Source organism: Pseudomonas sp. BIGb0176 (assembly GCF_024810175.1).
Lineage (GTDB): Bacteria > Pseudomonadota > Gammaproteobacteria > Pseudomonadales > Pseudomonadaceae > Aquipseudomonas > Aquipseudomonas protegens.
Genome location: NZ_JANUEC010000007.1, coordinates 285,113 through 307,042 on the forward strand (window position 1 = coordinate 285,113; position 21,930 = coordinate 307,042).

Sequence of the window (21,930 nt, forward strand, 5' to 3'; positions counted from 1 at the left end):
AGGAGCGGGCTGCCGACGAAAGCGCCCGGCCTGACGCACCGCGGCGCATGGCTCGCTGGCAAGCCAGCTCCTACACCAGGCGCCATTGCTCCCCGTAGGAGCCGGCTTGCCGGCGAAGGCGCCCGGCCTGACGCACCGCGGCGGGTGGTCAGTGCAGCTTGAAGCCGCCCACCTGTCGGGCCAGGTCCTCGGAGAGGCGCTGCAGGGTCCGGCAGTCTTCACGACAGGCCTGGACTTCGGCCGCGGTGGCCCGGGCCAGATCGGAGATGCCCTGGACATTGCGGTTGATCTCTTCGGTCACCGCCGACTGCTCCTCGGTGGCGGTGGCCACTTGCTGGTTCATGTCGCTGATGTGCTCAACCTGCCCGGTAATCGCTGTCAGCGAAGCCCCGGTCTGCTGGCTGGACTGCACCCCGGTACCCGTGGCCGACTGCCCGGCATGCATGGAGGCCACGGCATTCTCCGCGCCCTGCTTGAGGCTCTGGATCATCTGCTGGATCTCGTCGGTGGAAGCCTGGGTGCGCTGGGCCAGGGTCCGCACTTCGTCCGCCACCACGGCAAAGCCTCGGCCCATTTCCCCGGCACGGGCTGCCTCGATAGCCGCATTGAGGGCCAGCAGGTTGGTCTGCTCGGAGACCCCGCGGATCACCGCCAATACCTGATCGATGGAGGCCACCTGATGCGCCAGTTCACTGACAGCGCTGGCGGCCAGGGCAATTTCCCCGGACATGCTTTCGATGTGCCGGATCGAGCCGTCCACCACCCCCTGGGCCAGCTGGGCCTCATCCCGGGCCGCCTGGGACGCATCGGCCGCCTGCCCGGCATTGCGCGCGATGTCCTGGACGGTCAGCCCCATCTGGTGCACGGCCGTGGCCACCATGTCGGTCATTTCCTGCTGCCGCCCCGAGCGCTCGGCAGTGTTCTCCACCACCGCCGCCACCTGCCCCACGGATGAGCGCAGACGCTCGGTGGTGGCCAGCACTTCGCCGATCATGCCGTGCTGGCTGTCGAGAAAACGATTGAAGCCCCGGGCCAGGTCCCCCAGCTCGTCGGCCCGGCTGGCATCCAGGCGCAGGGTCAGGTCGCCACCACCGCTGCCGATGGCTACCAGCCCGGCGGTCACCTGACGCACCGGCCGCACCAGGCCGCGAGCCAGCCAGATCACCAGCAGCAGGCAGACCAGGGCGATAGCCAGGCCGATGCCGGTGGTCAGCCACAAGGTTTGCCGGGCATCGGCGTAGATCTGCGCTTCGGGCACCTCGGCCACCAGCGACCACCCCATGCCCCGCAGTGGCAGGCTCAGGGCCACAAAGTCTTCGCCGTCGCGCACGAACCGGCTGCTGGCCAGCCCCTCGTGCCCCATGACCGCCTGGGCGGCCGACTCGCCGATCTGCTCGGACAGGTGCCGCTTGCCGCTGAACTGCGCCTCGGGGTGAACCTGGATCAATCCGTCGGCGCGCACCAGATAGACCTTGCCGCGCTCGCCGAAGCTGAAGTCATGGATCAATTGCGACAGCGCCTGCATCTTCAGCCCGAGCCCGGCCACCCCCACCAGCTTGCCGTCCTTCTTGACCCGCATGTCGATGAACATCGCCAACTCGCCGGTGGCCACATCGGTGTCGATGTTGAGCAGCCGCGGCTTGTCGCTGTCGATGAAGCTGTAGAACCAGGCGTCCTTGGGATTGGAACGGCTGAGGGTGCGATCCAGCCCCTTCTCGTTGTAGTAGTGGTTGGTCGCGGTGCCCACCATCAAGGTGGTGAAGGCCTGATTTTCGGCGCGGATGCCTTCCAGGTAGTCGACGAACACCTGGGCCTGGGCCGGATCCTCGCCGCCTGCCAGCCAATCGCGCAGCATGCCGTTGCTGGCAATGTCCCGGGCGACCGTCAGCGGCTGGGCGAGGATGCGCTCGATATCGTTGCGCATGGCTTCGATGCTCGAAGGCAGCGCCTTGTCCACCAGGTAGTTCTGGGTCAGGTGGTTGATCACCACGGTGTAGACCGCCACCACCACCAGCAGGCTGACCAGCAGGGCCGAGCCCATGCTGAGGACCAGTTGCCATTGAATACTGCGTCGCCAGAATTGCATGGAACACCTCTTTCTTATTGGTATAAGAGGCTGAAATGTCGCGCCAGCCGCGGAAGGTTGTATACAAACATTAGTTATGTTTGTCCAACCTATAACCCTGCGGCTGTGTGCAGTTCCGTCAGTTCTGTTGAATGGTCTTGGCGATGACCTCGACAGTGGCGCTCACTTGCTCTTGATAGCGCTCCAGTTCCTGGGCATGGCGCTTCTGCATCTCGATCTGCTGCGAGCACAGGTTCATCGCCGCCAGCACCAGCAGGCGCTCGCCGATCAGCGTCGGGTACTTCTTCTTGGTGTCGGCCAGGGCCGCCTTGAGCATCAGCGCAGCGTCCATCAGGGTCTGTTCTTCCCCGGCCGGCGCCTTGATCGAGTAATCCTCCCCCAGGATCGAAACGACCTTCACTCCATCGATGTGATGTCTCATGGATTGGCCGGGCTCGCGCTGACACGCTCAACCAGCGCCTGGATGCGGGCAGCGGTGGCGCCTTGCTTTTCTTCCTGCTCCATCAGGCTCAGTTGCAGGCTTTCGTTTTCATCCTTGGCCTGGTCCAGTTGTTCCTTGAGGGCTGCGTTCGTACCGAGCAGTTCCTGGTTCTGTACCACCAGGTCGCTGACCAGCTGTTCCAATTGGCTGAGGGATGCTTCCAACATTTTGATCTTCCGGGCTTTTTGCAAAGGGCGCGTACGATAAAGAAAAGTCACCCTGGATGCCAGGGTTATCCAGGCGCAAAGCCTTGATTTTACTGGCGATGACCCTTCCGCGAGAGCTGTTAGAGACTGTCATTCTGCGCTCCGGTTCCTGACGCCTCGTCGGAGTCTCGGACTTTTATGAACTTTCCCAGTTACGCATAAGAAATTTCTGAAACTGCATCCGCCGGTTCAAGAAGCCATTGTTCAACGCGATAGACAGGTACGTCCCTGATCCTGCCAGCGCAATAAAGCGCTCACCCGAGGTAATGTCCATGTCCCTGCGCTCCCTGAATATTGCCCCGAGGGCCTTCCTCGGATTTGCCCTGATCGGTTGCCTGATGCTGTTTCTCGGGGTGTTCGCCCTGAATCAGATGGGCAAGATCCGCTCAGCCACCGAGCGCATGAGCCAGGACACCATCCCGAGCATCAAGAGCGTCGATGAGTTCACCCAGCTCAGCCTGCGCCAACGGGTCCAGGCCTACCGGCTGCTGCTCAACCGCGAACCCCAGGCCCAGCAGCAGACCCTGGATGCCATCGACCAGCGCAACCAGAAGATCGAAGAAGCCCGGGCCCAGTACCTGAAGCTCATCAGCAGCCCCGAGGAGCGCCTTGCCTACGAGCAATACGGCACGCTGCTGAGCCACCACCGGCAGTTGGAGAGCCAACTGATCGAGCTGTCGCACAACAACCAGCTTGAGGCCATGCAACAACTGCTCAATACCGACCTGATGGACAGCGCCGAAAAGATCAACGCGGTCCTCAACCAACTGGTGGAGATCAACAGCCATTACGCCACCGTCGCCGACGATGATGCTGCCGCTCAGTACCGCAGAGCCTTCAATCTGGTGGTGGGGCTGCTGGTGCTGGCCAGCGCCCTGACCCTGCTGTTCGCCTGGCGCCTGATCCGCAGCATCACCCAACCCATCGCCAATGCCCTGAGGGCCGCCGAAGAGATCGCCGAAGGCAACCTGACCCGCCCCATCACGGTCGATGGCAGCGACGAAGCCGGGCGCCTGCTGCAAGCCATGGTCACGATGCAGGAAAAGCTGCGCGACACCCTGCAGAGTATTTCCGGCTCCGCCCATCAGTTGGCGTCGGCGGCCGAAGAGCTCAACAGCGTCACCGAGGAAGGCGCCCGCGGCCTGACCCAGCAGAACAACGAGATCGAACAGGCCGCCACCGCGGTTAATGAAATGACCAGCGCCGTGGAAGAAGTGGCGCGCAATGCGGTGAGCACCTCCGAAGCCTCGAAGAGCGCCACCACTTCCGCCGGCGACGGCCGCGACCTGGTGCGCGAAACCGTGTCGGCCATCGAGCGCATGAGCTCCGACGTGCAAGGCACCGCCAGCCTGATCGGCGACCTGGCCAACGAGTCCCGGGACATCGGCAAGGTGCTGGACGTGATTCGCGGCCTGGCCGACCAGACCAACCTGCTGGCCCTCAATGCCGCCATCGAGGCTGCCCGGGCCGGTGAGGCCGGTCGCGGTTTTGCCGTGGTCGCCGACGAAGTCCGCGCCCTGGCACACCGCACCCAGCAGTCCACCAGCGAAATCGAACGCATGATCGGCAGCATCCAGAGCGGCACCGAGCACGCCGTGGACTCCATGCGCAACAGCACCGAACGCGCCGAATCGACCCTGAGCATCGCCCGGGGGGCCGGCCAGTCCCTGGACACCATCAACAGCGCCATCAGCGAAATCAACGAACGCAACCTGGTGATCGCCAGCGCCGCTGAAGAACAGGCCCAGGTGGCCCGTGAAGTGGACCGCAACCTGGTGAACATCCGCGACCTGTCGGTACAGTCCACCACCGGTGCCAACCAGACCCAGGCCGCCAGCAGCGAGCTGTCACGCCTGGCGGTCGACCTCAGCAACCTGGTCACCCGATTCAAGCTCTGAAGCCCTTGCGCCCTGCTCCAGCTCCCGCCGTTGAGCGGTGGGGGCTGGTGAGGGTGGCGTTCAAGGCACTCCAGCAGGCAGGTACCGGAGAGGCTTAATCCACGGCGAGACTCAAGACTTTAGTCGTACGACCGATAAGTCACGGTAGAGTCAGTCTCAAGCCCCGCACGGATGCGCCCTTTTTGGTACCTACCATGTCCCTTCGTAATATGAATATCGCTCCGCGGGCCTTCCTCGGCTTCGCCATGATCGGCGGCTTGATGCTGATCCTCGGGGTGTTCGCCCTGAACCAGATGAGCAAGATCCGCGGCGCCGCCGAAGACATCACGTCGAGCAGCGTGCCAAGCATCAAGAGCCTCGACGAATTCACCCAGTTGACCCTGCGCCTGCGGGTGCTGTCCTACCGCTTGCTGGTGAACCGTGAGCCGGACGTGCAGCAAAAGACCATCGAACTGCTGGAAATGCGCAACCAGCAGATCCGCGCCGCCCAGGTCATCTACGAAAAATTCATCACCAGCCCGGAAGAAAAATCCGCCTACGAGCAGTACCTCCAACTGCTGGGCCAGTACCGGCAGATCGAAGAGCGGATGAAGAGCCTGTCGCGCAACAATCAGGTGGATGAGCTGCGCAACTTGCTCAACACCGAACTGCTGAACAACTCCGAAGCCATGAACACCGTGCTCAACCGCTTGCTGGAGATCAACACCCAGCAGACCGTGGACACCAACCAGCAAGCCGCCGAGCAGTACTCCTTGGCCTTCAACCTGGTGGTGGCGCTGCTGGTGCTGGCTACTGGCCTGACCTTCCTCTTCGCCTGGCTGCTGACCCGCAGCATCACCCAGCCCATCGCCAACGCCCTGGGCGCCGCCGAGGAAATCGCCGAGGGCAACCTGACCCGGCCGATCAAGGTCGATGGTAGTGACGAGGCCGGGCGCCTGTTGCAGGCCATGGCCAAGATGCAGGAAAAACTGCGCGACACCCTGCAGCGCATCTCCGGTTCCGCCACCCAGTTGGCTTCGGCGGCTGAAGAGCTCAACAGCGTCACCGAGGAAAGCGCCCGCGGCCTGACCCAGCAGAACAACGAGATCGAACAGGCCGCCACCGCGGTCAATGAAATGACCAGCGCCGTGGAAGAAGTGGCGCGCAACGCGGTGAGCACCTCCGAAGCCTCGAAGAATGCCACCGCCTCCGCCGGCGACGGCCGCGACCTAGTGCAGGAAACCGTGTCGGCCATCGAGCGCATGAGTTCCGACGTGCAGGGCACCGCCAGCCTGATCGGCGACCTGGCCAACGAGTCCCGGGACATCGGCAAGGTGCTGGACGTGATTCGCGGCCTGGCCGACCAGACCAACCTGCTGGCCCTCAATGCCGCCATCGAGGCCGCCCGTGCCGGTGAGGCCGGTCGCGGTTTTGCCGTGGTCGCCGACGAAGTCCGCGCCCTGGCCCACCGCACCCAGCAGTCCACCAGCGAAATCGAACGCATGATCGGCAGCATCCAGAGCGGCACCGAGCACGCCGTGGATTCCATGCGCAACAGCACCGAACGCGCCGAATCGACCCTGAATATCGCCCGGGGTGCCGGCCTGTCCCTGGACACCATCAACAGCGCCATCATCGAGATCAACGAACGCAACCTGGTGATCGCCAGCGCCGCTGAAGAACAGGCCCAGGTGGCCCGGGAAGTGGACCGCAACCTGGTGAACATCCGCGACTTGTCGGTGCAGTCCTCCACCGGTGCCAACCAGACCAGTGCAGCCAGCAACGAGCTGTCGCGCCTGGCCGTGGACCTCAACGGCATGGTTGCCCGCTTCCGCCTCTGAAACACCCCGCCAGCCCTGGATGGCGCCGGTAAAACGGCGCCGGAATTCGCACCTGGGGAATCCGCCACTGTCGCCAAAAGCTTTTTGACAGTGGCGTATTTCAACAGGTTAGAATCGCTGGCACGCAGACTGCATGGTCAGCCTGCGCCCGCCTTTTTCGCCCTGGAGTACTGCCTTTGAATGCGACGACCATCAACAGCCTGTTCTTGATCGGCGCGTTGCTGGTAGGTGCGAGCATTCTGGTGAGTTCACTTTCATCGCGCCTGGGCATCCCGATCCTGGTGATCATCCTGGCCGTGGGCATGACCGCCGGGGTGGACGGCGGCGGCATCATCTTCGACAACTACCCGACCGCCTACCTGGTGGGCAACCTGGCCCTGGCCGTGATCCTGCTGGACGGCGGCCTGCGTACCCGGGTCGCGAGCTTCCGCGTGGCCCTGTGGCCGGCGCTGTCCCTGGCCACGGTGGGGGTGCTGATCACCACTGGCCTGACCGGCATGGCAGCCGCCTGGCTGTTCGACCTCAACCTGATCCAGGGCCTGCTGATCGGCGCCATCGTCGGCTCCACCGACGCCGCCGCGGTGTTCTCGCTGCTGGGGGGCAAGGGCCTCAACGAGCGGGTCACCGCCAGCCTGGAGATCGAATCCGGCAGCAACGACCCGATGGCGGTGTTCCTCACCGTGACCCTGATCGACATGCTCGCCAGCGGCCACACCGGCCTGCACTGGAGCCTGCTGACGGACCTGATCCGCGAGTTCGGCATCGGCGCGGTGATCGGCCTGGGCGGTGGCTGGCTGATGTTGCAACTGGTCAACCGCATCCACCTGGCCACCGGCCTGTACCCGATCCTGGTGGTGGCCGGCGGCCTGGTGGTGTTCGCCCTGACCAACGCCCTGCACGGCAGCGGCTTCCTCGCCGTGTACCTGTGCGGCCTGGTAATCGGCAACCGCCCGGTACGCAGCCGCCACGGCATCCTGCACATGCTCGACGGCATGGCCTGGCTGGCACAGATCGGCATGTTCCTGGTGCTGGGGCTGCTGGTCACCCCCCACGACCTGCTGCCCATCGCCCTGCCGGCCCTGGGCCTGGCGCTGTGGATGATCCTGTTCGCCCGACCGCTGTCGGTGCTGGTGGGCCTGGCGCCGTTCAAGGCCTTCCATGGCCGGGAAAAGGCCTTCATTTCCTGGGTCGGACTGCGCGGTGCGGTACCGATCATTCTCGCGGTGTTCCCGCTGATGGCCGGGCTGCCCAATGCCCAGCTGTACTTCAACCTGGCGTTCTTCATCGTCCTGATCTCGCTGCTGGTGCAGGGCACCAGCCTGCCGTGGGTGGCCAAGTGGCTGAAGGTGACGGTTCCACCGGAGCCGGCACCGATCTCCCGGGCGGCCCTGGAAGTCCACGTCACCAGCGAGTGGGAGCTGTTCGTCTACCGCCTGGGGGCGGAGAAATGGTGCATCGGCGCCGCCCTGCGGGAGCTGAAAATGCCCGAGGGCACGCGCATCGCCGCACTGTTTCGTGGCCAGCAACTGCTCCATCCGTCGGGTAGTACGGTGCTCGAAGCCGACGATCTGCTGTGCGTGATCGGCCATGAACACAACCTCCCGGCCTTGGGCAAACTCTTCAGCCAGGCTCCGGAACGCGGCCTGGACCTGCGCTTCTTCGGTGACTTCGTGCTCGAGGGCGATGCCCAGCTGGGCGCGGTCTCGGCGCTCTACGGGCTCAAGCTCGACGGCCAGGACGCAGACATGCCGCTGGGCGCCTTCATCGCCCAGAAGGTCGGTGGTGCACCGGTGGTCGGCGACCAGGTGGAATGGAACAACACCATCTGGACCGTGGCCGTGATGGACGGGAACAAGATCGGCAAGGTCGGCGTCAGATTCCCCGAAGGAAGTCGCCCCGGCCCCGGACTCTTCCTCTAAACTGCGGAACGCGTCAGCCCCCGGCATGGCGCCCCCTATTCCTACTTGCTTGACCGACCTCTATGCCTATCCTGCGTAAATTTTTCGCTGTTGCCCTGCTGGGCCTGAGCCTCTCTGTCGGCGCGGTACAGGGCGGTGACCCGCCCAGCGCCGAGGCGGTCCAGCAGAGCCTGGACAAGATCGCCGAGCGCAAACTGCCGGAGGCCGACCAGAAGGCCCTGCAGACCCTGCTGCAGAACACCCTGAACCAGCTGGCCAACAAGCAGAACTATGAGCAGCGCCTGAGCGATCTCAAGCAGCAATTGAGCAATGCCCCGCGCCAGACATCGGAAAACCAGCGCGAACTGGCCCGCCTGAAAGCCAGCAAAGTGGTCCCGGTGATCCAGCGCTACGGCTCGTTGCCGGTATCGCAGCTCGAACAGCTGCTGACCGAGCGCACCAGCCTGCAGGGCGACCTGCAAAAGGCCCTGGCCGACGCCAATACCCTGGACATCACCGCCCAGACCCGCCCCGAGCGCGCCCAGGCGGAGATCAGCAGCAGCCAGACGCGCATCCTGCAGATCAACGCCGCACTCAAATCCGGCAAGGACGGCGGCAAGCTGCTCAGCGCCGACCAGCGCAACCTGCTCAACGCCGAGCTGGCAGCGATCAACGCGCTGATCCCCCTGCGCCGCCAGGAGCTGGCCGGCAACAGCCAATTGCAGGATCTGGGCAGTAGCCAGCATGACCTGCTGATGGAAAAGACCGCGCGCCTGGAGCAGGAAATCCAGGACCTGCAGACCCTGATCAACCAGAAGCGCCTGGCCCAGTCCCAGGAAACCGTGACCCAGCAGTCCATCGAGGCGCAGAAGGCCGGGAGCAGCAGCCTGCTGGCCACCGAGAGCGCCAGCAACCTCAGGCTCTCCGACTACCTGCTCAAAAGCACCGACCGCCTCAACGAACTGACCCAGCAGAACCTGCTGACCAAGCAGCAGCTGGACAGCGTGACCCAGAGCGATGCGGCCCTGGACGAGCAGATCAACGTGCTCAAGGGCAGCCTGCTGCTGTCGAAGATCCTCTATAAACAGAAGCAGGCCCTGCCGCGCCTGAAACTGGACCGCGACCTGGCGGACGAAATCGCCGACATCCGCCTCTATCAGTTCGAAGTCAATCAACAGCGCGAGCTGCTGGGCAGCCCCAGCACCTACGTCGACAACCTGCTCAAGAACCAACCCCCGGAACAGGTCACGCCACAACTGCGCCGGACCCTGATCGATCTCGCCATCACACGCGCCGACCTGCTGGAACGCCTGAACCGCGAGCTGAGCGCGCTGCTCAATGAATCCATCACCCTGCAGTTGAACCAGAAGCAGCTGCTCAGCACCTCCCAGAGCCTGCGAGCGACCCTCGACGAGCAGATGTTCTGGATCCCCAGCAACAAGCCGCTGGACGCCGAGTGGCTGCAAAGCGTCCCCGTGCGCCTGGAGCGCCAGGTCACTACCCTGCCCTGGGCCTCCAGCCTCAGCGAACTGACCGACGGCCTGGCCCAGCGGCCACTGCTGTTCCTGCCCCTGGCGTTGCTGTTCGGCGCCCTGCTGTGGCGGCGCAAGGCCCTGTATGCGCGCCTGAACAAGGTGCACAAGGACATCGGCCATTTCAAACGCGACAGCCAGTGGCACACACCACTGGCGATCTTGGTGAACATCCTCCTGGCGATGCCGGTGACCCTGGTCCTGGCCCTGTGCGGCTACGCCCTGCAGATCGACGCCCGTGGGCAGAACGCCAACCTCGGCGCCGCGCTGCTGCAGATCGCCCAGGCCTGGCTGGTGTTCTATACCGCCTATCGGATCCTCGCCCCCGGCGGCGTGGCGGAACTGCATTTCCGCTGGGAAAAACCCCAGGTGGAATTCCTCCAGGGCTGGGTCCGCCGCCTGGGGCTGGTGGTCCTGGCACTGGTGGCCGTGGTGGCGGTGGCCGAGCACCAGCCCGCAGCCCTGGCCGAGGACGTGCTGGGCATCGCCGTGGTGCTGACCTGCTATGCACTGATGGCCTGGCTGCTGAGCCGCCTGCTGCTGAGCAGCCCGACCCACCAGAACACCTCGCTGTTCCGCAAGGCCGTGGGCGTGCTCTTCACCCTGCTGCCGATCGCCCTGTTCATCGCCGTGTGCTTCGGCTACTACTACACCGCCCTGAAACTCAGCGACCGGCTGATCAACACCCTGTACCTGCTGATGTTCTGGCTGGTGATCGAGGCCACCTTCGTCCGCGGCCTGAGCGTGGCGGCCCGGCGCCTGGCCTACCAGCGCGCGTTGAGCAAGCGCCAGGCCGCCAAGGAAGCCGGGGAAAGCGGCGAGGCGGTGGTGGAAGAGCCGACCCTGGATATCGAGAAGGTCAACGAGCAATCCCTGCGCCTGATCCGCCTGGCCCTGCTGGGCGGCTTCATGGCGGCGCTGTACTGGGTATGGGCAGACCTGATCACGGTGTTCTCCTACCTGGACAACGTCACCCTCTACGAATACACCAGCGGCACCGGCGCCAACATGAGCATGGTGCCCATCAGCATCGGCGACGTCATCGGCGCGCTGATCATCGTCGGCATCACCTTCGCCCTGGCGCGCAACCTGCCTGGCCTGCTGGAGGTACTGGTGCTGTCCAAGCTGGACCTGGCCCAGGGCAGCGCCTATGCCACCACCACCCTGCTGTCCTACGCCATCGCCGGGATAGGTTTCGTCGCCACCCTGTCGACCCTGGGGGTCAGCTGGGACAAGCTGCAATGGCTGGTGGCCGCCTTGTCCGTGGGCCTGGGCTTCGGCATGCAGGCGATCTTCGCCAACTTCATCTCCGGCATCATCATCCTGTTCGAGCGCCCGGTACGGATCGGCGACACCATCACCATCGGCAACCTGTCGGGCACCGTGAGCAAGATCCGCATCCGCGCCACCACCATCACCGACTTCGATCGCAAGGACATCATCGTCCCCAACCAGACCTTCATCACCGGGCAGTTGATCAACTGGTCGCTGACCGACACCATCACCCGGGTGACCCTCAAGCTCGGTGTCGACTACGGTTCGGACCTGGACCTGGTCAAGGAACTGCTGCTCAAGGCCGCCCGGGAGAACCCGCGGGTCCTCAAGGAGCCGGAACCCCATGTGTACTTCCTGAACTTCGGTGAAAGCACCCTGGACCATGAGCTGCGCATGCACGTGCGCGAGCTGGGGGACCGCAACCCGGTGGTCGACGAGGTCAACCGCTTCATCAACCGCGAGTTCAAGAAACAGCACATCAACATCTCGTTCCGGCAGATGGAGGTCTACCTGAAGAACCTCCACGGCCAGGAATACAAGATGGTGCCCATCGAACCCGAGGCCAAGACCATAGTCCCGGTGGCCGAGGGCAAGCCGCTGCAGGAACCGCCGGCCAGCAAACTCGACTAAGGCCTCTTTCCCCAGCAGAATACTCGGACATTCTGCTGGGAGATGGCCGTTGAAAGCCCTCGACGAACTGACCTTCGACAACCGCTTCGCCCGCCTGGGCGACGCCTTCTCGACCCACGTACTGCCCGAACCCCTCGACAACCCGCGGCTGGTGGCCGCCAGCCCTGGCGCCATGGCGCTGCTGGACCTGGACCCGGCCGTGGCCGAAACCCCGGTGTTCGCCGAACTGTTCGGCGGGCACAAGCTGTGGGCCGAGGCCGAGCCCCGGGCGATGGTCTATTCCGGGCATCAGTTCGGCTCCTACAACCCGCAATTGGGGGACGGCCGCGGGCTGCTGCTGGGCGAGGTCTACAACCAGGCGGGAGAACACTGGGACCTGCACCTGAAGGGCGCCGGCCAGACGCCCTATTCGCGCATGGGCGATGGCCGCGCGGTGCTGCGCTCGTCGATCCGCGAATTCCTTGCCTCCGAGGCCCTGCATGCCCTGGGCATTCCCAGCAGCCGCGCACTGTGCGTGATCGGCTCGGACACTCCGGTATGGCGCGAGAAGCAGGAGCGCGGGGCCATGGTCCTGCGCCTGGCACCGAGCCATGTCCGCTTCGGCCATTTCGAGTATTTCTACTACACCAAGAAACCCGAGCAGCAGAAGCAGTTGGGGGAGCATGTGCTGGCCCTGCATTTCCCCGAGTGCCAAGAGCTGCCTGAACCCTACCTGGCGATGTTCCGCGAGATCGTCGAGCGCAATGCCGAGCTGATTGCCAAATGGCAGGCCTATGGCTTCTGCCACGGGGTGATGAACACCGACAACATGTCGATCCTGGGCATCACCTTCGACTTCGGCCCCTTCGCCTTCCTCGACGATTTCGACGCCCACTTCATCTGCAACCACTCGGACGATCAGGGGCGCTACTCCTTCAGCAACCAGGTACCCATCGGCCAGTGGAACCTCAGCGCCCTGGCCCAGGCCCTGACCCCGTTCATCAGTGTCGAGGCGCTGCGCGAAAGCCTGGGCCTGTTCCTGCCGCTGTACCAGGCCCACTACCTGGACCTGATGCGCCGGCGCCTGGGCTTCACCCAGGCCGAGGACGACGACCAGAAGCTCGTGGAACGCCTGCTGCAACTGATGCAGAACAGCGGCGTCGACTACAGCCTGTTCTTCCGCCGGCTGGGGGAGCACGCCCCGGAGCAGGCGCTGGCACGGCTGCGGGACGACTTCGTCGACCGCAACGGCTTCGACGCCTGGGCCGGGCTGTACCGGGAACGGGTCGCCCGCGATCCGATCCAGGGCCAGGACCTGCGCCGCGAGCGCATGCACGCGGTCAACCCGCTGTACATCCTGCGCAACTATTTAGCGCAGAAAGCCATCGACGCCGCAGAAGCCGGGGATTACAGCGAAGTGCGCCGCCTGCATCAGGTGCTGAGCCGGCCTTTCGAGGAACAGCCCGGCATGGACAGCTACGCCGAACGCCCGCCGGAGTGGGGCAAGCACCTGGAAATCAGCTGTTCGTCCTGAGTCGGGCGAAGCTGTCCATCGATACCTTCAAGCCCTAGGCCAACCTGCGGACCTGCCGCAGGTTGAGCAGGCGCTTGCCGTCCAGCACTGGCTCAACCTGGGATTGCGCATGGACCCGCCACTGACGGGCAGGGATAATGCGCGCCCTGATTTCCAGTACCTGCAAGGATGCACATGAACCTGTTCTTCACCCTGGCCACCCTCGCCCTTGCCGTCTTCAGCCTGGTGTCGGTCGTCATCTACCTGAGCCGCCGCGCCAAGTACCGCATGAACCTGCAGGACCTGCACCTGCACGGTAAGGCGCACCGCAGCATTACCCAGGCCGAACTGGACGAGCTGGCCAAACAGACCGCCAGCCTGCAACGCATCCAGGGCAGCGGCGGCATGTCCTACAAGCCGATCAGCGACAGCGTCTATCTGATTAGCGGCGGCACCGCGAGCGACGGGCTGGAACTGCAGGTCCAGTCGGTGAAACACATGTCGATCGCCGGTATTCCCGTGGAATTTCCCTTCCCGATGGAAAGCTTCCTGGCCGACAACAACCAGGCCGAAGTGGTGATCGCCAAGAAGTTCGCCGTGGTCATCGGCCTCAACGGACATCGCCTGGCCCAATGACGCACTGGCGGCCTGGCTGCCACCTTCACCGCTCGCCCATGCCCCGAGCCCTGCCACCATCGCTGCCCTGCAAGAGTCCGCCATGAAACGTCGCTACCTGCTGCTGTTGCCCCTGCTGCTGTCGCTGGCCGGATGCAAGGAAGACTTCGCCACCCTGCACTTCCAGGAGTCGGTGCGCTCCGACCCCAAGGCCGGCCCGCAATACTCCGACCAGTTGGTGCACGAGGCGTACAAACACAGCATTTACACCGCGCTCGGCGCCCAGGGCCTGGACCCGGACGCCATCGCCCTGGAGCGGGACCAGGAGGACGACAAGGTCATTCACCTGCGCCTGGTGGACTACTCCCTGAGCCCGGAACAACGGGGCAGCCTCAAGGCCATCCTCGAACAGGTCGTCAGCGCGCGAAATGCCAGCTCGATGAACCTGCGCCTGGAGCTGGACAACGCCCATGCCAAGGTCACCCCTTCCGGCACCAGCGACCTGCCGGACAACATCGACGCCACCCTGGCGTTCGAGCCGGAGTTCGGCATGCTGCTGGACCGCAGCTACGAAGACAGCATGCAGGCCATCGTCAACGCGAGCGAAATCGAAGGCCCGGTCAGTTGCAAGATCACCGCGCGCCTGGCCATGCCCAGGCCCTTGAAACTGATCGCCTACGAAGCCCTTGAACAGGACAACAGCGAGCGCGGCCTGATCTCCTTGCTGACCCGCGGCGGCAGCATTGCCAAGGTGCCACTCAAGGTACATTTCGATGACCCGGACCTGAACCGGCTCCTGCAGCACAAAACCGTCCAGGCCTGGCCATCCAGCTCGAAGATCACCCGGCCCGCCCCGGTGCCCCTTGACGAATTCGCCATCGTCATCGGCTCCATCGGCGTCCAGACCCTGACCTCGGCCCTGGCCTTCGACACCCGCAAGGACGAGCTGCAAGCGCTGTGCGACCAGAAGATGCAGGCCCTGGGCCGGCCGTTCACCTTTCACATGGGCCGGACCCTGGATCGCCTGACCAGCGTCGATTACCGCTAACAGCCACTATGCGACGAGGATTTCCATTGAACCGACGTCTCTCCACTGCCGCCCTCTTGCTGATGCTGCTGACCGGCTGCAAGCAGACCTACCTCACCCTGCATTTCCAGGAAGAAGTGGGTAACCCCCAGCAGGCCCGGATAGTGCCGTACTTCGCAGAGGCCATCACTCAGATGGCCGCCGGGATCGGCATCGAACCCGACGCCATCGGCCTGGAAATGGACCGCAAGGACGACAAGACCCTGCATATCAGCCTGGACAGCAGCGTGCCCGAACCCCAGCGCCAGCGCCTGCAAGCGCTGTTCAGCGAAATTGTCGAGGCACGCGCAGCCGGCACCTTCGAAGCCGTTCTGGAGATCGCCCCGCAAACCGGGAGATACACCACCCCCGAGTACCGCAAAAGGGCCATGGCCTTGCCGCGACGCTTCTCCCTGGCGCTGGAGCCGGTGAAATACGCCGACGTGCTGTTTCATTACTCGATGGAGGAGTTGATCAGCGGCAAGCTCGCGGCCACCGGCACGCCCAACGAGGCGTTCTGCCAATACCAGGCCACCCTCCAGGCGCCGGGCATGCCGTTCAGCCAGATGGGCAGCAAGGCCGGTAGCGGCACAGGGGATTACAACGTGTATCTGGAGTGGAAAGACGGCAAGCGCGAACCGGCGCAATACTTGTTCGGCAACATCACTTTCGCCAACCCCACGCTCAACCAGATGCTGTTCGACAACCGCATCCAGCTGTCCGCGATCAAGACCTCCTGGGACACGCGAGCGGACCGCCGGGCCGACCGCGTCGGTTTCAGCGTCGGCTCCCTGGGCCTGCAGTACCACGAGGACGGGGAGATTTCCCCGTTGCAACACATCGGCTTCATGGGCAGGTGCGAGGGCATGGCCATGGCGCTGGGGCGGCCCTTTACCTTCTACATCGGCCGCTCCATGGACCGCCTGGTCAGCGTCGAACTGGCCCCGCCCAGCGCATGAGCCCTGGAGCCGCAACGGCTCCAGGCCGACCGCTGCGACTTGATATTGCCCCCGGGCGCCGCCATCTAAGGCGCTCTACCCTGTTTGCGGAGCCCGACCATGTCCGACCCACTGCTGATCCCCTGCCCGCACTGCAACGGCCTCAACCGCATTCCCGCCGAGCGCCTGGGGGACCACCCCAAGTGCGGGCGCTGCAAGGCCGAGGTCTTGCTGAGCAAACCCTTTGACTTGAAACAGGGCGACTACGCCAGCCAGATCAAGGGCGACCTGCCGTTGCTGGTGGATGTGTGGGCAGACTGGTGCGGGCCGTGCAAATCCTTTGCGCCGGTCTTCCAGCAAGCCGCCGCGCAGCTCAGCGGCAAGTGCCGCCTGGCCAAGCTGGACAGTGAAGCCAACCCGCAGCTGGCGGGGCAATTGGGGATTCGCTCGATCCCCAGCCTGATTCTGTTCAAGAACGGTCGGGAAGTAGCCCGGCAAAGCGGCGCCTTGCCACTGCCGCAATTGTTGAGCTGGCTGCGCAGCCAGGGGATTTGACGCAGCGCCAAGAGCCGCAGGCCAAACCCTGCGCTCATGGCCTCTTGAGGGTCAGGCGTTTTCCAGCAGGTTGTGCAGGTCGACGAATTGCTGGGTCAGCTTGTGTCGTGGGTCCAGGTGGATCAGCGGCATGCTGGCCTGGTGGGATTCACGCATGCGCACCGAGCTGCCCAGGTACACCGGCAGCACTGGCAGGCCCTCGCTGATCAGTTCGTCGAGCATCTGCTGCGGCAGGCTGGCCCGGGCCTGGAACTGATTGACCACGATGCCCTCGACCTCCAGCCCCTCGTTGTGGTCTTCCTTCAGCTCTTCGATCTCCGCCAGCAGGCCGTACAGGGCCTGACGGGAAAAACTGTCGCAGTCGAAGGGGATCAGCACACGATCAGCGGCGATCAGCGCCGATACCGCGTAGAAATTCAGGGCCGGCGGGGTATCGAGGTAGATCCGGTCGTAATCCTCGGCCAGTTCGTCCAGCAATTTGCGCAGCTTGTTGATCTTGTGCTTGGCCTCAAGCTTGGGCTGCAGGTCCGCCAGCTCGGCGGTGGCCGTGATCACGTGCAGGTTGTCGAAGGGGGTCTCGTAGATATCCACCTGGTTTTTCTTGGCGAATGGTCCGGACGACAGGGTTTGCTTGAAAAAATCGGCAATGCCCATGGGAATGTCCTCGCCGGTCAGGCCGGTGAGGTACTGGGTCGAGTTGGCCTGGGCATCCAGGTCCACCAGCAAGGTGCGATAGCCCTCGCTGGCGCTGACCGCCGCCAGATTGCAGGCAATACTGGATTTGCCCACGCCACCTTTCTGATTGAACACCACACGCCGCATGTCTAGACCTCCCTGTATCAAAGATCACCGAGTGTAGTAGGCCACGCGGCCCCTTAGCTACCTTGCTGTCACACAGATTTTCCTTGCCCGCAGCCCTGGCACAAACACCGGGCAATGTCGGCCCCGAGGCCGACCTGGGACTGAAAGACTTCAGATAGTGGCAAAAAGACACCTCGCATCGCGTCGGATTTTTCGCTTTTGCGACCAACAGGCCAAGGAGCATTTGCTACAAGCCAGTCGCACCGGGATAATGCGCGCCACTGACGCCTTCGCGTCACTCAGGCCAATCGCCGATCGAAGCGATATGCCGCGTCAAGGAAGCCCGCAGGGGCGGGATGAAATCAAGTGATCAAGTTCAACATCGCTCAATGGCGTGCGTGGGCCCCTGGGCTCGAAAGCGTGGACGCCTGGCAGGCCTGGAGCCGTCAACCGGCCCTGCCTGAAAACAGCGATGCCGCCCCCGATGTGTCCTTTCTCCCCGCCATGCAGCGACGCCGTCTCAGCCGCCTGGCGCGCATGGCGTTCAGCGTCGGCTGGCCCCTGGCCGAGGGCCTGGAACAACTGCCGCTGGTGTTCATCTCCCGGCATGGCGAAACCCCGCGCACCTTCGAGATTCTCAGCGACCTGGCCGCCGAGCAACCGTTGTCGCCCACCCAGTTCAGCCTCTCGGTACACAACGCAGTGATCGGCCTGTGGTCGATCATGCGCGGCGAAACCAGCGAAATGACGGCCCTGGCCGCTGCCGGCGATGGCCTTGAGCATGGCCTGCTGGAGGCGGCCACGCTGCTGGCCGACGGCGCCCCCCATGTACTGCTGGTGATCACCGAGGAACAACCGCCCGAGGCCTATGCCAGCTGGATCGACGACGTGCCGTTTCCCTATGCCCTGGGCCTGCTGCTGACCCCCGGCGACGACTGGCAGTTGTCCCTGGGCAGCCATGACGGTCAAACGCCCAGGGCCCAATGGCCCCACGCCCTGAATCTGCTGCGTACCCTGCTGGGCGCGCAGACCTTTTGCCAACATGCCTGGATGAATCGTGTATGGACCTGGCAACGCAACCACTGAGCGCCAAGGGCCGCAATGCCTACTACTGGCGCCTGACGGCCACGGCGCTGAGCTTTGCACTGTTCGGAATAGGTGGTTTGTGCCTGCGCCTGGTGATTTTCCCCCTGCTCGCCTGCCTGCCCGGCGACGCCCAGCGCCAGCGCCAGCGGGCGCGCAAGACCGTCAGCCGGCTGTTCTGGCTGTTTATCCGCTTCATGGCCAGGAGCGGCGTGCTCACCTATGAGGTCCAGGGCGCCGAGCGGCTCGGGCGACCGGGGCAGATGATCATCGCCAACCACCCCTCGCTGATCGACGTGGTGTTCCTCATCGGCCTGGTCCGCGACGCCAACTGCGTGGTGAAGCAGAGCCTGTGGAACAACCCCTTCACCCGCGGCCCGGTGCGCGCCACCCAGTACATCAGCAACGACGGCAGCATGGACATGCTCGACAGTGCCTGCGGGGCGCTGCAAGCAGGCCAGACCCTGATCGTCTTTCCCGAGGGCACCCGCACCCAGCCGGGTGCCGCTCCGGCCTTTCATCGGGGAGCGGCGGCCATTGCCCTGCGCGGTGCGAAGATCATCACCCCGGTGGTGATCCGGGTCAGCCCCAGCACCCTGACCAAGGCCGAACCCTGGTACCGCATCCCGCAACGCCGTGTGCACTTCAGTTTTCACGTCGGTGCCGATATAGACCCACAGACCTTTGCAGCCCAGGGCCCGGCGCCCCAGGCTTCGCGCAAGCTCAATGAGCACTTGCACCATTTTTTCATTAAGGAGCTCGCCAGAGATGAGCGATACACACCCGGACCTGATGCTTGAAATCAAACTGCTGATCATCGACGCCCTGGGCCTCGAAGACATCAGTGCCCAGGACATCGGCAACGACCAGACGCTGTTCGGCGAAGGCCTCGGCCTGGACTCGGTGGATGCCCTGGAGCTGGGCCTGGCGATCCAGAAGAAGTACGGCATCAAGATCGACGCCGACGCCAAGGACACCCGCAACCACTTCAGCAACGTGGCGAGCCTTGCGGCGTTCGTCACTGCAAAACAGGCAGCTTGAGAACCGACCATGCAAACCCGTGACGATATCTTCAACACCCTGCGCGATGCCCTGGTCGAGCTCTTCGAACTGGAGCCCGAGCGCGTCAGCCTCGAGTCCAACCTGTACGAAGACCTGGAAATCGACAGCATCGATGCGGTCGACCTGATCGACCACATCAAGCGCCAGACCGGCAAGAAAATCGCCGCCGAGGAATTCAAGTCGGTGCGCACCGTCAACGACGTGGTCGAGGCGGTCTACCGTCTGGTCCAGCCGGCCGCATGAGCCGGCTGATCGGCCTGGGCTTGTTGCTGGCCGGCCTGCTCTACCCCTTCGCGGTGTACTTCGGCATGGAGCATTTCGCTCCGTGGCAGTTCGGCCTGCTGCTGGGCGGCCTGTGGCTGGCCCGGGCGCTGACCGGCGAACGCCGCCCCGGCAGCCTGTGGATGGCCATTGCGGCGATCGCGTTCTGCCTGCTGCTGGCCTGGTTCGACAACCCGGCGCTGCTGCGCTGGTACCCGGTGCTGATCAGCGCCTTCATGCTCGGCCTGTTCGGCCTGAGCCTGAAATACGGCCCCCCGGTGGCAGAGCGCCTGGCCCGCATCAGCGAGCCGCAATTGCCGGAAAAGGCCATACGTTATACGCGCCAGGTGACCGTCGCCTGGAGCGTGTTTTTCCTCTGTAACGGAATGCTCGCCGCGGCCCTGACCCTGTGGGCGCCGCTGAGCTGGTGGACGTTGTACAACGGCCTGATCGCCTACGGGCTGATGGGCCTGCTGTTTGCCATTGAATGGCTGTTACGACAACGGGTAAGAGGCCGTAGATGAACTGGATTCCCCTTGAGCAGCTGTTGCTCAAGCTACATACGCCGCGAGCGGTCAGCGCCGCGCCGGCCATCGACCTGGGGGCCGTGCAGGAACAGGCCCTGAGCCTGGCCGCTGCCCTGCAAGCCCGTGGCGTACGGCGCCTGGCGGTGCACCTGGAAGACGCCGTGGAACTGGCGGTGGCCCTGCTCGGCGCCTGGCGTGCCGGGGCCAGCGTGCTGTTGCCCGCCGACCTGCAAGCCCAGACCCGCCAGCGCTGGTCGAGCGAAGTCGACCTGTGGCTGACCGACCAGGACACGCCCCTGCACCAGTTGCAGGCCAGCCCCCTGGCCCCGGCCGAGCTGGACCCGGACACCTGCCAGTTGAGCCTGTGCACCTCCGGCTCCAGCGGCGAACCCAAGCGCATCGAGAAGAACCTGCGGCAACTGGCCAACGAGGTCGTCGCCCTGGAACACCTGTGGGGCGCCGACCTGGGCCAGGCCTGGATCATCGGCAGCGTCGCCACCCAGCACATCTACGGCCTGCTGTTCCGCGTGCTCTGGCCACTGTGCGCCGGGCGGCCTTTTGTACGCCGCCAGTTGCCATTTCCCGAAGACCTGCAACGGGCCAGCCGCGAGTGCCCGGCGTTTGCCTGGGTGGCGAGCCCGGCCCTGCTCAAGCGCATGGGCGACAACCTCGACTGGCCGGCCCTGAGCCAGGTACGGCGGGTATTTTCCTCCGGCGGAGCCTTGCCCGCCGAAGCGGCCAGCGGCCTGCACCAGCGCCTGCAGCAATGGCCGACGGAAATCCTCGGCAGCTCGGAAACCGGCGGCATCGCCTGGCGCCAGGGGCCAGGCCTGTGGCAGCCCTTCGCCGATGTACGGCTGAGCCAGGATGCCGACGGCGCGCTGTTGATCGCCTCGCCCTACCTGCCGGCCGGGCATGTGGAACACACGGCCGACGCCGCGCGGATCGCCGCCGACGGGCGCTTCGAACTGCTGGGGCGCCTGGATCGCATCGTCAAGCTGGAAGAAAAACGCATTTCCCTGCCCATGCTTGAGCAGGCCCTGGCCAGCCACGAATGGGTGGCGGAAGCGCGGCTCGGGGTGATCGAAGACAACCGCGCCTACCTCGGCGCCCTGCTGGTGCTCAGCGAGCCCGGCCTGCATGCCCTGCGCAACCAGGGCCGGCGCCACCTGACCCAGGCCTTGCGCCAGCATCTGGCCGGGCATTGCGAAGCCCTGGCCCTGCCCCGGCGCTGGCGCCTGGTGCGGCAACTGCCGCTGAACAGCCAGGGCAAGCTGCCCCAGGCGCAAGTCCAGGCCCTGCTGCTGGCTCCACGCCCGCAAGCCCCGGAAGTGCTGGAGCAACGGCAGCACGAGGAGGAGTGGCAGCTGCAACTGGCCATTCCGCCGGACCTGGCGTACTTCAGCGGGCACTTCCCCCAGACCCCGGTGCTGCCGGGGGTGGTGCAGGTGGACTGGGCCCTGGCCCTGGGCCAGCAACTGCTGGAGCTGCCGGGCCGCTTCGCCGGCATGGAAGTGCTGAAGTTCCAGCAACTGGTACGCCCCGGCGACCGCATCCAGCTGAACCTGCGTTTCGATGCCCAGCGCCAGAAACTGTATTTCGCCTACCTCAATGACGGGGCTCCCTGCTCCAGCGGGCGGATCGTCCTGGAGGCCAGCTGTGGATAAGTTGTACGGCGTCGCGCCCGGGATTCCCTGGCAAGCC

General features: G+C 64.6%; 18 protein-coding genes and 4 pseudogenes. 17 read left to right on the forward strand and 5 right to left on the reverse strand.

All coding sequences use genetic code 11. The annotated features are described in order from the left end of the window. Nucleotides 1–148 precede the first annotated feature (148 nt). From M2395_RS32010 to M2395_RS31405, 4 genes and pseudogenes are all read right to left on the reverse strand, one after another. Nucleotides 149–994, reverse strand: coding sequence for a methyl-accepting chemotaxis protein (locus tag M2395_RS32010; RefSeq protein WP_370511282.1), 846 nt, complete (start codon nucleotides 992–994; stop codon nucleotides 149–151). Nucleotides 995–1,015: 21 nt separating this feature from the next. Then, nucleotides 1,016–2,086 (reverse strand): annotated as a pseudogene (locus M2395_RS32015) (cache domain-containing protein); the annotation flags it as partial. Nucleotides 2,087–2,204: 118 nt separating this feature from the next. Beyond that, nucleotides 2,205–2,507 carry a cell division protein ZapA gene (locus tag M2395_RS31400; protein WP_011058865.1) on the reverse strand — a complete coding sequence of 101 codons (303 nt, stop codon included), beginning with the start codon at nucleotides 2,505–2,507 and terminating at the stop codon, nucleotides 2,205–2,207. Beyond that, the gene (locus M2395_RS31405; RefSeq protein ID WP_015633896.1) at nucleotides 2,504–2,734 is read right to left on the reverse strand and encodes a hypothetical protein; all 231 of its coding nucleotides are present in this window, start codon (nucleotides 2,732–2,734) and stop codon (nucleotides 2,504–2,506) included. Before M2395_RS31405 ends, M2395_RS31400 begins: the two co-directional genes overlap by 4 nt. Before the next feature lie 311 nt (nucleotides 2,735–3,045). Here M2395_RS31405 and M2395_RS32020 point away from each other — a divergent pair. The 11 genes and pseudogenes from M2395_RS32020 to trxC form a co-directional block, all read left to right on the forward strand. After that, a pseudogene (locus tag M2395_RS32020) lies at nucleotides 3,046–3,816 on the forward strand (MCP four helix bundle domain-containing protein); the annotation flags it as partial. Next, a complete protein-coding gene (locus M2395_RS32025) occupies nucleotides 3,808–4,671 on the forward strand; it encodes a methyl-accepting chemotaxis protein (protein WP_401021273.1) in 864 nt (287 codons plus the stop codon). The pseudogene M2395_RS32020 and the gene M2395_RS32025, both read left to right, overlap by 9 nt. 260 nt (nucleotides 4,672–4,931) lie before the next feature. Continuing rightward, nucleotides 4,932–5,588, forward strand: a pseudogene (locus M2395_RS32030) (MCP four helix bundle domain-containing protein); the annotation flags it as partial. 303 nt (nucleotides 5,589–5,891) lie between these two features. Then, a pseudogene (locus tag M2395_RS32035) lies at nucleotides 5,892–6,491 on the forward strand (methyl-accepting chemotaxis protein); the annotation flags it as partial. 176 nt (nucleotides 6,492–6,667) lie between these two features. Then, on the forward strand, nucleotides 6,668–8,410 hold the full coding sequence (locus tag M2395_RS31420; protein ID WP_011058861.1) for a potassium/proton antiporter: 1,743 nt from the start codon (nucleotides 6,668–6,670) through the stop codon (nucleotides 8,408–8,410). A 62-nt stretch (nucleotides 8,411–8,472) separates the two neighbouring features. Then, the gene (mscK, locus tag M2395_RS31425; protein ID WP_011058860.1) at nucleotides 8,473–11,826 is read left to right on the forward strand and encodes a mechanosensitive channel MscK; all 3,354 of its coding nucleotides are present in this window, start codon (nucleotides 8,473–8,475) and stop codon (nucleotides 11,824–11,826) included. Nucleotides 11,827–11,875: 49 nt separating this feature from the next. Next, the gene (gene selO / locus M2395_RS31430; protein WP_123431209.1) at nucleotides 11,876–13,339 is read left to right on the forward strand and encodes a protein adenylyltransferase SelO; all 1,464 of its coding nucleotides are present in this window, start codon (nucleotides 11,876–11,878) and stop codon (nucleotides 13,337–13,339) included. 174 nt (nucleotides 13,340–13,513) lie between these two features. Further along, nucleotides 13,514–13,954, forward strand: coding sequence for an IgaA/UmoB family intracellular growth attenuator (locus M2395_RS31435; RefSeq protein ID WP_015633891.1), 441 nt, complete (start codon nucleotides 13,514–13,516; stop codon nucleotides 13,952–13,954). Nucleotides 13,955–14,036: 82 nt separating this feature from the next. After that, the gene (locus M2395_RS31440) at nucleotides 14,037–14,981 is read left to right on the forward strand and encodes a hypothetical protein (protein WP_011058857.1); all 945 of its coding nucleotides are present in this window, start codon (nucleotides 14,037–14,039) and stop codon (nucleotides 14,979–14,981) included. Between the two features lie 26 nt (nucleotides 14,982–15,007). Beyond that, on the forward strand, nucleotides 15,008–15,958 hold the full coding sequence (locus M2395_RS31445; RefSeq protein WP_230493584.1) for a hypothetical protein: 951 nt from the start codon (nucleotides 15,008–15,010) through the stop codon (nucleotides 15,956–15,958). 99 nt (nucleotides 15,959–16,057) lie between these two features. Beyond that, nucleotides 16,058–16,492: a thioredoxin TrxC gene (gene trxC, locus M2395_RS31450; RefSeq protein ID WP_015633888.1), complete on the forward strand. Its 435-nt coding sequence runs from the start codon at nucleotides 16,058–16,060 to the stop codon at nucleotides 16,490–16,492. Between the two features lie 51 nt (nucleotides 16,493–16,543). On the opposite strand, the gene M2395_RS31455 is transcribed toward trxC, so the two are convergent. Further along, a complete protein-coding gene (locus tag M2395_RS31455; protein ID WP_011058854.1) occupies nucleotides 16,544–17,314 on the reverse strand; it encodes a ParA family protein in 771 nt (256 codons plus the stop codon). 345 nt (nucleotides 17,315–17,659) lie between these two features. Here M2395_RS31455 and M2395_RS31460 point away from each other — a divergent pair, with 345 nt between their 5' ends. The 6 genes from M2395_RS31460 to M2395_RS31485 are packed head-to-tail and all read left to right on the forward strand — an operon-like array spanning nucleotide 17,660 to nucleotide 21,893. After that, the gene (locus M2395_RS31460; protein WP_011058853.1) at nucleotides 17,660–18,379 is read left to right on the forward strand and encodes a beta-ketoacyl synthase chain length factor; all 720 of its coding nucleotides are present in this window, start codon (nucleotides 17,660–17,662) and stop codon (nucleotides 18,377–18,379) included. Next, nucleotides 18,355–19,176, forward strand: coding sequence for a 1-acyl-sn-glycerol-3-phosphate acyltransferase (locus M2395_RS31465; RefSeq protein WP_011058852.1), 822 nt, complete (start codon nucleotides 18,355–18,357; stop codon nucleotides 19,174–19,176). Before M2395_RS31460 ends, M2395_RS31465 begins: the two co-directional genes overlap by 25 nt. Then, nucleotides 19,145–19,417: a phosphopantetheine-binding protein gene (locus M2395_RS31470; protein WP_011058851.1), complete on the forward strand. Its 273-nt coding sequence runs from the start codon at nucleotides 19,145–19,147 to the stop codon at nucleotides 19,415–19,417. Before M2395_RS31465 ends, M2395_RS31470 begins: the two co-directional genes overlap by 32 nt. Before the next feature lie 9 nt (nucleotides 19,418–19,426). After that, the gene (locus M2395_RS31475) at nucleotides 19,427–19,681 is read left to right on the forward strand and encodes an acyl carrier protein (protein WP_011058850.1); all 255 of its coding nucleotides are present in this window, start codon (nucleotides 19,427–19,429) and stop codon (nucleotides 19,679–19,681) included. Next, complete coding sequence (locus M2395_RS31480; RefSeq protein WP_011058849.1) at nucleotides 19,678–20,223, forward strand: membrane protein; 546 nt, start codon at nucleotides 19,678–19,680, stop codon at nucleotides 20,221–20,223. Before M2395_RS31475 ends, M2395_RS31480 begins: the two co-directional genes overlap by 4 nt. Then, nucleotides 20,220–21,893 (forward strand): AMP-binding protein, encoded by a 1,674-nt coding sequence (locus tag M2395_RS31485; protein ID WP_053148695.1) that lies wholly within the window; start codon nucleotides 20,220–20,222, stop codon nucleotides 21,891–21,893. The genes M2395_RS31480 and M2395_RS31485 overlap by 4 nt, the downstream gene beginning before the upstream one ends. Nucleotides 21,894–21,930 lie beyond the last annotated feature (37 nt).

Excerpts from the sequence above, each read along its gene's own strand:
- M2395_RS31405 (WP_015633896.1), bottom strand. The coding sequence starts at position 2,734 with ATGTTGGAAGCATCCCTCAGCCAATTGGAACAGCTGGTCAGCGACCTG.
- M2395_RS32025 (WP_401021273.1), top strand. The coding sequence starts at position 3,808 with ATGCAGGAAAAGCTGCGCGACACCCTGCAGAGTATTTCCGGCTCCGCC.
- M2395_RS31435 (WP_015633891.1), top strand. The coding sequence starts at position 13,514 with ATGAACCTGTTCTTCACCCTGGCCACCCTCGCCCTTGCCGTCTTCAGC.
- M2395_RS31440 (WP_011058857.1), top strand. The coding sequence starts at position 14,037 with ATGAAACGTCGCTACCTGCTGCTGTTGCCCCTGCTGCTGTCGCTGGCC.
- M2395_RS32010 (WP_370511282.1), bottom strand. The coding sequence starts at position 994 with ATGATCGGCGAAGTGCTGGCCACCACCGAGCGTCTGCGCTCATCCGTG.
- M2395_RS31465 (WP_011058852.1), top strand. The coding sequence starts at position 18,355 with ATGGACCTGGCAACGCAACCACTGAGCGCCAAGGGCCGCAATGCCTAC.
- M2395_RS31470 (WP_011058851.1), top strand. The coding sequence starts at position 19,145 with ATGAGCGATACACACCCGGACCTGATGCTTGAAATCAAACTGCTGATC.
- M2395_RS31400 (WP_011058865.1), bottom strand. The coding sequence starts at position 2,507 with ATGAGACATCACATCGATGGAGTGAAGGTCGTTTCGATCCTGGGGGAG.
- M2395_RS31485 (WP_053148695.1), top strand. The coding sequence starts at position 20,220 with ATGAACTGGATTCCCCTTGAGCAGCTGTTGCTCAAGCTACATACGCCG.
- M2395_RS31475 (WP_011058850.1), top strand. The coding sequence starts at position 19,427 with ATGCAAACCCGTGACGATATCTTCAACACCCTGCGCGATGCCCTGGTC.
- trxC (WP_015633888.1), top strand. The coding sequence starts at position 16,058 with ATGTCCGACCCACTGCTGATCCCCTGCCCGCACTGCAACGGCCTCAAC.
- M2395_RS31480 (WP_011058849.1), top strand. The coding sequence starts at position 19,678 with ATGAGCCGGCTGATCGGCCTGGGCTTGTTGCTGGCCGGCCTGCTCTAC.
- mscK (WP_011058860.1), top strand. The coding sequence starts at position 8,473 with ATGCCTATCCTGCGTAAATTTTTCGCTGTTGCCCTGCTGGGCCTGAGC.
- M2395_RS31455 (WP_011058854.1), bottom strand. The coding sequence starts at position 17,314 with ATGCGGCGTGTGGTGTTCAATCAGAAAGGTGGCGTGGGCAAATCCAGT.